13 protein-coding genes are annotated in these 9585 nt (G+C 72.5%); 8 read left to right on the top strand and 5 right to left on the bottom strand.

Going from position 1 to position 9585, the window contains the following annotated elements; translation table 11 throughout:
• On the bottom strand, window positions 1-822 hold an 822-nt coding region (locus J1C73_RS20395; protein WP_207317679.1), incomplete at its 3' end, for a UbiA family prenyltransferase.
• A gap of 118 nt (window positions 823-940) precedes the next feature.
• On the opposite strand from J1C73_RS20395, the gene J1C73_RS20390 reads away from it, so the two are divergent.
• From J1C73_RS20390 to J1C73_RS35045, 5 genes are all read left to right on the top strand, one after another.
• A complete protein-coding gene (locus tag J1C73_RS20390; protein WP_207317678.1) occupies window positions 941-1996 on the top strand; it encodes a type III polyketide synthase in 1056 nt (351 codons plus the stop codon).
• Between the two features lie 12 nt (window positions 1997-2008).
• Window positions 2009-2536, top strand: a complete 528-nt coding sequence (locus J1C73_RS20385; RefSeq protein ID WP_207317677.1) for an isoprenylcysteine carboxyl methyltransferase family protein — start codon at window positions 2009-2011, stop codon at window positions 2534-2536.
• Window positions 2533-3546 (top strand): NAD(P)/FAD-dependent oxidoreductase, encoded by a 1014-nt coding sequence (locus J1C73_RS20380; RefSeq protein ID WP_207317676.1) that lies wholly within the window; start codon window positions 2533-2535, stop codon window positions 3544-3546. The genes J1C73_RS20385 and J1C73_RS20380 overlap by 4 nt, the downstream gene beginning before the upstream one ends.
• Before the next feature lie 261 nt (window positions 3547-3807).
• Entirely contained in the window at window positions 3808-4440 is a 633-nt protein-coding gene (locus tag J1C73_RS20375) for a class I SAM-dependent methyltransferase (protein WP_207317675.1), read from the top strand.
• 36 nt (window positions 4441-4476) lie between these two features.
• On the top strand, window positions 4477-4599 hold the full coding sequence (locus tag J1C73_RS35045; protein ID WP_307797747.1) for a hypothetical protein: 123 nt from the start codon (window positions 4477-4479) through the stop codon (window positions 4597-4599).
• A 63-nt stretch (window positions 4600-4662) separates the two neighbouring features.
• Here J1C73_RS35045 and J1C73_RS20370 read toward each other — a convergent pair whose 3' ends face one another.
• Window positions 4663-5511, bottom strand: coding sequence for a helix-turn-helix transcriptional regulator (locus J1C73_RS20370; protein ID WP_307797746.1), 849 nt, complete (start codon window positions 5509-5511; stop codon window positions 4663-4665).
• Window positions 5512-5607: 96 nt separating this feature from the next.
• On the opposite strand from J1C73_RS20370, the gene J1C73_RS20365 reads away from it, so the two are divergent.
• Together J1C73_RS20365 and J1C73_RS20360 are read left to right on the top strand one after the other, a co-directional pair.
• Window positions 5608-5973 carry an MFS transporter gene (locus tag J1C73_RS20365; RefSeq protein WP_207317674.1) on the top strand — a complete coding sequence of 122 codons (366 nt, stop codon included), beginning with the start codon at window positions 5608-5610 and terminating at the stop codon, window positions 5971-5973.
• Between the two features lie 182 nt (window positions 5974-6155).
• A complete protein-coding gene (locus J1C73_RS20360) occupies window positions 6156-7019 on the top strand; it encodes a phosphotransferase family protein (protein ID WP_242644452.1) in 864 nt (287 codons plus the stop codon).
• 139 nt (window positions 7020-7158) lie between these two features.
• On the opposite strand, the gene J1C73_RS20355 is transcribed toward J1C73_RS20360, so the two are convergent.
• Complete coding sequence (locus J1C73_RS20355) at window positions 7159-7653, bottom strand: cupin domain-containing protein (RefSeq protein ID WP_207317672.1); 495 nt, start codon at window positions 7651-7653, stop codon at window positions 7159-7161.
• 55 nt (window positions 7654-7708) lie between these two features.
• A complete protein-coding gene (locus tag J1C73_RS20350; RefSeq protein WP_307797745.1) occupies window positions 7709-8080 on the bottom strand; it encodes a DUF4267 domain-containing protein in 372 nt (123 codons plus the stop codon).
• Window positions 8081-8168: 88 nt separating this feature from the next.
• Between J1C73_RS20350 and J1C73_RS20345 the strand changes: the two genes are divergently transcribed.
• Complete coding sequence (locus tag J1C73_RS20345) at window positions 8169-8741, top strand: TetR/AcrR family transcriptional regulator (protein WP_207317671.1); 573 nt, start codon at window positions 8169-8171, stop codon at window positions 8739-8741.
• A 90-nt stretch (window positions 8742-8831) separates the two neighbouring features.
• Here the strand turns inward: J1C73_RS20345 and J1C73_RS20340 are convergent.
• Window positions 8832-9585, bottom strand: a 754-nt coding sequence (locus J1C73_RS20340; RefSeq protein WP_207317670.1) for a Rossmann-fold NAD(P)-binding domain-containing protein, incomplete at its 5' end; no start/stop codon positions are given.

The following is a 9585-nucleotide window of genomic DNA, read 5'->3' as shown; positions in this document are numbered from 1 at the left end:
CGCCACGACCACGGCGGCGGCGAGCGCGGCCTTGCGCCAGTACCGGCCGAGCACGAGCCCGGCCAGTGCCGTCGGCGCCGCCACCGCCAGGGTCACCGCCCCCCACCAGCCCGGCGGCCCGGCCGGGCCGAGCGCCAGCACGGCTGAGGCCGCCACCAGCGGCACCGGCAGCAGCAGTGCGGTGCCGGTGACACCCAGCCGGTGGGGCAGTCCGTACACCCCGTTGCGCAGGTCGTCCTCGATATCGGGGAGCACATCGCCCAGATGGGCCGCCAGGCCCAGCAGCGCACCGGCCGTGACGGCCCACCAGGCCGGACCCGGACTTCCGGGCAGGGTCAGGGCGGCCACCGCCGGCAGGGTGGCGAACCCGATCACGTACGGGAGCCAGGACAGCGCCGTCGCCTTCAGCCTCAGGTTGTACGCCCACGCCGCCGCCACCGCGGCCAGGTGCACCGTACCGGCGAGCAGGCCGCAGGCCAGGGAGAGCGGAACGCACAGCAGCGCGGCGGCGAACGCCGCCGTCCACACCGCCGGACGGCTCACGGACCCGTCGGCCACCGGTTTGCCGCGACGGCCGGCCGAGGCGTCCCGCCGGGCGTCGAAGGCGTCGTTGCACCAGCCAATCGAGAGCTGACCGCTCAGCACGGCGGCGACGAGGAGGGCGCAGCGGGCCCCGTCGAGGCCGACGCCGACACCCAGCGCCCCGGCCAGCGCGCTCACCGCGACCACCGGCCCCGGATGGCAGGACCGGGCCAGTGCCGCGGTGCGGCGCAGCGGCCACGCGGTCGTGGCGTAGACGCGTGACGGGTCAGGGGTGCCCATCACGTGATCGTAGGTACTGCGTGCCGGACGGGCATGACAGCCGCACGGGTTGTTTGCGGTGTTTTGTCCATGATGCGGGGCAGGGATGGGCCATGACGCCTCCGAATCAGGACCCGGGATGACCCGGATCGCAGCCGTTCACGGCACCCCGGCTCCGTACCGCCACACCCAGCGCGAGGTCACCGACATGGTGGCCCGCACCTGTCTGCCGCCGGGGGCCGACCGGCGGGTGCTGGACCGGCTGCACGAGAACGCCCGGGTGCGCACCCGGAACATGGTGCTGCCCCTGGAGCGCTACGCGGAGCTGGACGGGTTCGGCGACGCCAACGACGTCTTCATCGGCGCGGCCGTGGACATGGGCGCCGAGGCGCTGCGCGGGGCGCTGCGGACCGCGGGGCTGCGGCCCGCCGATGTGGACCTCCTGATGTTCACGTCCGTCACCGGGGTGGCCGCTCCCTCGGTCGACGCCCGGCTGGTGGGGCGGCTCGGCCTGCGCTCCGATGTGAAGCGGCTGCCGGTGTTCGGGCTCGGCTGCGTGGCCGGGGCCGCCGGAGTGGCCCGGCTGCACGACTATCTGCTCGGCCGTCCCGACGACGTGGCGGTGCTGCTGTCGGTGGAGCTCTGCTCCCTCACCTTCCAGCGCCACGACGCGTCGACCGCCAACCTGGTGGCGACCGCGCTGTTCGGTGACGGGGCGGCTGCCGTGGTGGCGCTCGGCCAGGGCCGGGCGTCCGGGGCGGGACCCGAGGTGGTGGCGACCCGCAGCCGCATGTATCCGGACACCGAGCACGTGATGGGCTGGGACATCCGCGATTCCGGCTTCAAGGTGCGCCTCGATCCGGCCGTCCCCGACGTCGTGCGCCGGTATCTCGCCGACGACGTGCGCGACTTCCTGGCGGAGCACGGGCTCAAGCCGAAGGACGTGGCGCACTGGGTGTGCCACCCGGGCGGCCCCAAGGTCCTGGAGGCCGTCACCGAGGTCCTCTCACTCCCCGACGGCGCTCTCGACGTCACCTGGCGCTCGCTGGCCGAGGTGGGGAACCTGTCCTCCGCCTCGGTGCTCCACGTCCTGCGGGACACCCTGGAGCAGCGGCGTCCCGAGCCGGGGTCGCCGGGGCTGCTGATGGCCATGGGACCCGGATTCTGCTGCGAACTCGTACTGCTGCGCTGGTAGGTCGGAGGACACATGATCTGGTACACGGCACTGGTGCTGGCCGTGGCGGGCGAACGGCTCGCCGAACTCGTCGTCGCGCTCCGCAACTCCCGCTGGGCGCTGGCCAGGGGCGGCGTCGAGACCGGCCGCGCCCATTACCCGGCGATGGTCGCCCTGCACACGGCTCTGCTGGTGGGCTGTCTCGTCGAGGTCCGGCTGGCGGAGCGGCCGTTCATGCCGCTGTTCGGCTGGGCGATGGTGGCCGCGGTGCTGGCCGCGCAGGGCTTGCGCTGGTGGTGCATCCGCACGCTCGGACCCCGGTGGAACACCCGCGTCATCGTCGTTCCAGGGCTGCCGCTGGTGACCGGCGGCCCGTACGGGCTGCTGCGCCATCCGAACTACGTCGCCGTCGCCGCCGAGGGACTCGCCCTGCCGCTGGCCCACGGCGCCTGGGTGACCGCGGTGCTCTTCACCGTTCTCAACGCGGCGCTCATGACCGTACGCGTCCGGTGCGAGGAGGCGGCTCTCACCGCCGCGCCGACGGCGGACGTTGCGGCGTGATCGACCTCCTGGTGGCGGGCGGCGGTCCGGCCGGTCTGGCGGCGGCGATCCGGGCGGCCCGGCTGGGCCTTGAGACGGTCGTCGTCGAACCCCGCGCCTCGCCCATCGACAAGGCCTGCGGCGAGGGCATCATGCCCAGCGGGGTCGCCGCGCTGCGCGCCCTGGGCGTCGAGGTGACCGGGCACCAACTGCGCGGCATCCGGTACGTGGAGGGCGCACGCAGCGCCGAAGCGGCGTTCCGGGGGCGGACGGGGCTCGGCGTGCGGCGGACCGAGCTGCACTCCGCTCTGCACGTCCGGGCGGTGGAGCTCGGCGTCCGGATCGTCCCGGGCAAGGTCGCGGACGTCCGGCAGAGCCAGGACCGGGTCAGTGCGGGCGGGCTGACAGCCCGTTGGATGATCGCGGCGGACGGGCTGCACTCACCGCTCCGGCGCGAGCTGGGGCTGGACGGTCCGGGCACGGCGGCGCGCCGGTACGGGCAGCGCCGCCACTACCGGATCGCCCCGTGGACGGAGTTCGTGGAGGTCCACTGGTCCCGGCGCGGCGAGGCGTACGTGACGCCGCTCGGGGACGGCCTGGTGGGTGTGGCCGTACTCAGCGGGGAGCGCCGCTCCTACGAGGAGCATCTGACGGCGTTCCCCCGGCTGGCCGCCTCGCTCTCCGGCCGGGACGCGGGTCCCGTGCGAGGCGCCGGGCCGCTGCGCCGGCGGGCGCTGGGCCGGCGGGCCGGACGTGTCCTGCTGGCCGGTGACGCCGCGGGCTATGTGGACGCGCTGACCGGTGAGGGGGTGGCCCTGGCCCTGGCGACGGCCACGGCCGCGGTGGACTCACTGGCCGCCGGCCGCCCGCAGGACTACCCGCCCCGGTGGACGAGGCTGACCAGACGTCACCGCCTGCTCACCGAGGGCTTGCTGGCAGTGGCACGGCATCCGGCGACCGCCCGTCTGATCGTTCCCGCGGCATACCGCGCACCGGCCGTCTTCGGCGCGGCCGTGCACGCACTGCAGTAGTCACGGCCCCGGCCTGCCTCCCGGTGGACGGACAACGGGAGACAGGCCGGGGCGAGGACCGGGACGATCACCCGGGCGACGCTGCTCGTTGCGTTCAACACGGCATGATCATCGGTAAGTTGCTGTGGCAGACTGCGCCGAAGGAGCGGTTTCGCCTCATCCCGCCGTACAGCCCGAGCACGGCGGCCCGTACGTGGCCGTGGCCCGTGTCCCTCAGCCCGGCGGGCCGGGGACATCAGCCCGAGAAGGAGTGGATTCTCGATGGACTCAGGTCAACAGCCGACTGCCGCAGAGGTGTTCGACGCGCTGGGCGTCGAGTACGAGCAGGCGTTCGCCGGATCGGCCGCGCACCAGGCCTCGTTGGAGCTGCTGCTGGAGCAGCTCGGACCGCACAGCCAGGTGCTGGATGTCGGAAGCGGCACCGGGCGGCCGACCGCGCAGACCCTGACCGACGCCGGTCATGAGGTGCTCGGTGTCGATGTCTCTCCGGTCATGGTGGACATCGCGTCCCGGCAGGTGCCCCGGGCCGCGTTCCGCTGTGCCGACATCCGGGAACTGCCACTGGAGGACGAGAGTTTCGACGCCGTATGCGTGTACTTCTCACTCCTGCAGATGTCGCGCGCCGACCAGTCGGAGGTGCTGCGTCTGCTCGGACGGTCGCTGCGGCCCGGCGGTCATCTGGCCGTCGCGACGGTGCCGTTGGACCTGGAGGGAGTGAGCGGTGAGTTCATGGGACGGCCGGTGCGGGTGACCAGCTTCGGGCCCGCGGAATTCACCGCGCTGGTGGCCGGGGCCGGATTCACGGTCCTGTCGCAACAGAGCAGCGTGTTCACACCGGCCCATCCGGCGGGAGCCCCCGAACCGCACCTGTTCCTGCTGGCGCGGCGGACCTGACGGAGCCGACGGTGGCCCGGACCCGGTGAATCGCGCGTGCTGAACTTCGCCGGTGCGGTCGTCGCGGTGATCCGGGCACACCGGCCCTGGCACATCCCGTTCCCCGTGGTGTACGCGGCGCCGGTGGCCGGGGCCCTGGTGCCGGGGTTCGCCGCCTGAGCGCCGGTCCGTCGCGGGGGCGGTCATCCGGTGCCCGTTCGCGCGGGGTCCGGTGGCTTCCGCTCAGCCGCCGGAGCCGCCGTCGGGACCGCCCCGCTCTGCGTACCCGCCCAGCCCCGGGAGCTTTCCGGCCGTCTCCTCGTCGGACGGCAGGCACGAGACCAGGGTGACGCCGGGCGTGTCCACGGCAGCCAGCTTCACGTAGTCGAACGTCAGCCGGCCCAGTCCGGGGTGGTCGAACGCCCTGCGGGCCGACTCGAACTCCGCGACATCGTGGGTGTCCCACCAGCTCCGGAACTTCTCGCTGTCCCTGCGCAGGGCGGCCGTCGGCCGCTCGAACGACTCGTCTCCGGTGTTCCGGTCCGCACTGGCCCGGTACTGCTCCAGCAGGGCCCGTGCCTGCCCCGGCCAGTCCACCAGGAGCGTGCGGATCCTCGGCAGGGTGAACACCATCCTGATCAGGTTGGGTTCGCACCCGTCCCCGGCGCCCGAGGGCCCCACCAGACCGGCCTCGGACCGGTTGCGGGCGAGCAGGTCCCAGTTGGGGGCGAGCAGATACGCCGGATTCGGATCGAGTGCGTCCACCAGGCGCTGCAACGCCCGGGTACCGCCCCGCGTGGCGGCCGCCGGAGGCGACGCCTGGCCGGCCAGCGCGAACAGGTGCCGGGTCTCGGCCGGAGAGAGCCGCAGCACCCGTGCCAGGCTGAGCAGCACCTGACGGCTCACGCTGGTGTCCCTGGCCTGTTCGAGCCAGGTGTACCAGGTGACGCTGACCCCTGACAGAAGGGCCAGTTCCTCGCGGCGCAGTCCGGGGGTACGCCGGCGGAGCCCCGGCCTCGATGCCGACGTCGCCCGGCTGCACGGGTCCCCTGCGGGTGCGGAGGAACTCCGCCAGGACCCTGCGCCGTTCACCGTCACTCATCGAAAACCCCCAATCCAGCGCACTCTGTGCGCCCCGGACGATACTGCCCGGGGAGCCTCCCGCGAGCGGTGATTCCGGTGCGGACGATGCCGATACCGGCAAGGAACTCCGCCCGGTCGGTACTGGTCACCCCGCTGCTCAACGCCGTACTCTCGCGCGTCCGTCCGGCGGAGACCGGCATGGCCTCGGGCGTGCTCTCCACGGGCCAGCAGATCGGCGGTTCGGGCGGGGTGGCCGTCGTGGGCGTGATCTTCTACGGCACGCTGGGCCGTGGCGGTCACCGGAACGCCTCCGCGTACGGACACGCCCTGACCGCCTCCCTGGTCCTCAGCCTGGCGCTGGCCGTTGCCGTCTCGGTCCTCGTGTCCCTGCTGCCGCCCACAGGCCAGGAACCGCGCAGGCCGCCCGGACTCCGACGGAGCGCGGATGCGGCACCGATCCGTCGCGGTTGAGCCGCGGCTCGCATAGGGTGCCACGGTTGTCAGAACGGGGAGTCGGGGTAGGGACGTGGCACCGAAGAGAGTGACGCACAATCAGCTGGCGGGCGCGCACGGGCCGCGCTGGGCGGCGGACGGCAATGGGAAGGGGCCGAACGCCTCACGGGCGGCACCAGAAGGGCGTGTACCGCCTGACGATGGACGACGCGACGGCGGCGGTCGCCTATCTGTGGGAGGCGTCCGAGAACTACTGGCCTGCGGCCGAGGGGGACGACGACCTCACCGATCCATTCTCGCCCGGTGTCGGGCTGGACCTGTTCGAGGCCTCGCACGCACGGCTGGACAGCCTCGGCCTCCGGGTCCCGACGGTCCACCTGATCGACCGCGAGCGCACTCACTGCCCGGCCGAACTCGCCATCGTGGAGGACTTCCCCGGCGAGAATCTGATGGACCTCCTCGACCGTGACCCGCACGCCGCAGAGCCGGCGATGGCGCGCCTGGCCGAGGGCTTGGAGGCCATGCGGGGCCACCGTGCGCCGGCCTACGGCAAGGTGGCGCTGATCGACGGGGGAGGGTCGTCGCGGGGGACGTCGTGCGAGGCGCAGGTCGTTGACTTCGCGCCGGCGTGCCTCGCCGAGGCGGCCTCACGCGATCAGCGGATCGCGGGCGCCCGCGACCGGCTGGAGGAACGACTGCGCGTCCTCGCCGGGGCTGTCCGGCCCCGCGCCAAGTACTCCGTCGTCCACGGCGAACTGGGTCTGGACCACGTGCTGGTGGACAGCGACGGCAACCCTGTTCTGATCGACATCGTGGACCTGATGTACTTCGACGTCGAGTGGGAGCAGGTCTTCCTGCGGATCCGCCTCCACGACGGTTACCGGCGGCTGGCGGTGGACGGACTGGACGAGGACCGGCTCGCGCTCTACATGCTCGCCCAGCGGCTGTCGCTGACGGCGGGTCCGCTGCGGCTGCTCGACGGGGACTCCCCGGACCGGGAGTTCATGCGGAGGATCGCCGAACACAACCTCAACGAGGCACTGCAGCTGGTCCGGAACGTCTAGAGGGTCCACGCCGCTTCGCGCCGGCGAGGAGATCGTGTGTGAAGGTCGGCCTTCCGCGCCGGTACCCGTCCGGTGCCGCGTGGCGGCGCGGGCCGGCCACCGGTCGGGCCCGCTCCCCCACCGCCCGCCGGAGCCCGTGTCACCCCCGGGCCTTGCTCCAGGCCTCGCTGTTGAGGAAGTAGGTGTCGTACAGCTCCTGGACCTCCAGCAGGCTCTCCGGCGGCACCTTGCCGTAGGCGATGCGCTCCAGGTGGCGGAAGTACTCGAAGCGTTCGACGCCCGGGGTGATGACGATGAGGATGTCGGCGTCCTCTCCGGGCGCGGCGGCGAAGGCGTGCGCGAGGCCGGGCGGGACGATGACGAGGTCGCCGCGTTCGGCGGTCACGAGCCGCTCACCGGAAAGCAGTTGGGCCGTGCCGTCCAGTACGTAGAACAGCTCGGCCGACCGCGAGTGGTGGTGCGGCTTGGCGCCGTCCGCGCCGTTGGTCAGACTGACCCGCTGGGTGGACAGCGCGCCGCCGGTCGAACTGCTGTCGGCCAGCAGCCTGATGGTGGTGGGGGCCCGGCCGATCACTTCGGCGTCGGCGGAGCGGACGAGAACGGACTCGTCGAAGTCCGGCACGATCAGCGACATCTGTGACTCCTTGCCTGAAGGGCGGTCAATTCCATGGTGGGGACGGACCCTGGTGTCAGACGGCGAAAAGGAGAGCGGTGTCGATCAGCATGACCACGGCCGTGGCGAAGTGGATGCCGAAGGCGACCGCCCTGGTGCCCCCGCTGCGCAGAACGACAAGGGTGTCGCTGAGCGGGGCGATGGTGACGATCAGCATGAACCATGCGGCGGCATGAGCATCCGAGAAGGCCAGCAGAGCGAGGCCGAGTATGCCGTAGCTGAGGTCGCGCACACCCTTGATCGACAGATAGGCCGCGTCCCCGTCCTCCTTGGCCGGGACCCCGTAGGCGGCGGCAGCGGCATGCGGCACCACGAGGAACCGCACTCCGACGAGGATGATCATGGCGTTGAGCAGGATGGCCAGCCCGTAGGCGAGGGGAGTGAGCACGGTCCGTCTCCTTTTCTAGCACTGCTAGGAATGAGATCGACGCTAGCATGTCATCGAAAGATTTCCTAGCGATGCTAGAATTCCGAGCATGTCGAATCAGACGCGCCGGGAGCGCGAGCGGGCGGAGCGGGAGCAACTGATCATCACGGCCGCGCGGCAGCTGGCCGAGGCCGAGGGCTGGGACGCGGTGACGACCCGGCGGCTCGCGGCCGGGATCGAGTACAGCCAGCCGGTGCTCTACAGCCACTTCAAGGGCAAGGACGCCATCATGGCGTCGGTCGCGGTACAGGGCTTCGCCGAGCTCGCCGCCGAGCTGCGCACCGCCCGGACCGCGGCGGTGGACCCGCGCCGGGCCCTTGCCGATGTGGCCGCGGCGTACGCCGCGTTCGCCGAGGAACGGCCCGCACTGTACGACGCGATGTTCACGCGCGCCGTCGACCTGCCGTTCGCCAGCCCGGACGCACCGGCAGCGCTGCACGCGGCCTTCGACGAGCTGTGCGCGGCCGTGCGGCCACTCTCGGGAGACGACGAACCGGGGCTGCTCACCGAGACGTTCTGGAGCGGGCTGCACGGCCTGGTCACGCTCATGCGCAGCAACAGGCTCCCGCGCGGGGACCACGACCGGCGGCTGGCGCTGCTGATAGACCGCTTCTGGGGCTGAGCGGAGAAGGCCTACCCGGCGGGCCGGGCATCGCACCGGCCCGCCGGTCCCCCGGCTCCGTGCCGGAGGAGAGGCGGCCCGGTCGCGGTGTCAGGCGGACGGGGTGTCGAAGTAGTGCCCCTTGTCGAGATCCTCAAGGAGCCCCGGGCCGGCCGGCTGCCACCCGAGCAGCTCACGGGTCAGCGCGCTCGATGCCGGGCCGTCCATGCCCAGGAAGCCGCCCAGCCAGCCGAAGTGCTCGTCCGCGCCGTCCACGGGGACGGCGACCACGGGGACGGCGAGATGGCGTCCGATCACTTCGGCGACGGCCCGGATCGGGACCCCCTCGTCGGCGATCGCGTGCAGCGCCGATCCCGCGGGTGCCTGCTCCAGCGCCAGGCGGAAGAGACGCGCGGCATCGGACCGGGCCACGGCGGGCCAGCGGTTGGAACCGTCGCCGACATGGCCGGAGGCGCCCTTGTCGCGGGCGATGGCGACCAGTGCCGCCATGAAGCCGTTGTCCCCCGCTCCGTGCACCGTCGGGGGCAGCCGCACCACGGATGAGCGGACACCGCGGGAAGCGAGGGAGAGCGTCAACTGCGCATTGGCCAAACGGGCCCGTGCGCCCTCGAACGGCACAGCGGCACCGGACCTCCGCCCGTCCCGCTCGGTCCCGACCCGCCCCGGCGCGAGCCCCATCGTCCCGGAGGCGATGACGAAGGGCCGGTCGGAACCCGCGAGCACCTCGCCGAATACCTCGATGGCCGCACGGTCCGCATCGGCAGCCCCCTGGAAGTTCCCCGAGAAGGCGATGCCGTGCTTGAACGCGAGGTGGATCACGCCGTCCGAGGCGTCAGCCGCGCTC

The organism is Streptomyces laculatispora (assembly GCF_017353455.1).
In the GTDB taxonomy this organism is placed as follows: Bacteria; Actinomycetota; Actinomycetes; order Streptomycetales; family Streptomycetaceae; genus Streptomyces; species Streptomyces laculatispora.
Note: the sequence above shows the minus strand (reverse complement) of the source record. Positions and strands in the feature narration are given on the sequence as shown.

Excerpts from the sequence above, each read along its gene's own strand:
- J1C73_RS20385 (WP_207317677.1), top strand. The coding sequence starts at position 2,009 with ATGATCTGGTACACGGCACTGGTGCTGGCCGTGGCGGGCGAACGGCTC.
- J1C73_RS20390 (WP_207317678.1), top strand. The coding sequence starts at position 941 with ATGACCCGGATCGCAGCCGTTCACGGCACCCCGGCTCCGTACCGCCAC.
- J1C73_RS20365 (WP_207317674.1), top strand. The coding sequence starts at position 5,608 with ATGCCGATACCGGCAAGGAACTCCGCCCGGTCGGTACTGGTCACCCCG.
- J1C73_RS20360 (WP_242644452.1), top strand. The coding sequence starts at position 6,156 with ATGGACGACGCGACGGCGGCGGTCGCCTATCTGTGGGAGGCGTCCGAG.
- J1C73_RS20345 (WP_207317671.1), top strand. The coding sequence starts at position 8,169 with ATGTCGAATCAGACGCGCCGGGAGCGCGAGCGGGCGGAGCGGGAGCAA.
- J1C73_RS20375 (WP_207317675.1), top strand. The coding sequence starts at position 3,808 with ATGGACTCAGGTCAACAGCCGACTGCCGCAGAGGTGTTCGACGCGCTG.
- J1C73_RS20355 (WP_207317672.1), bottom strand. The coding sequence starts at position 7,653 with ATGTCGCTGATCGTGCCGGACTTCGACGAGTCCGTTCTCGTCCGCTCC.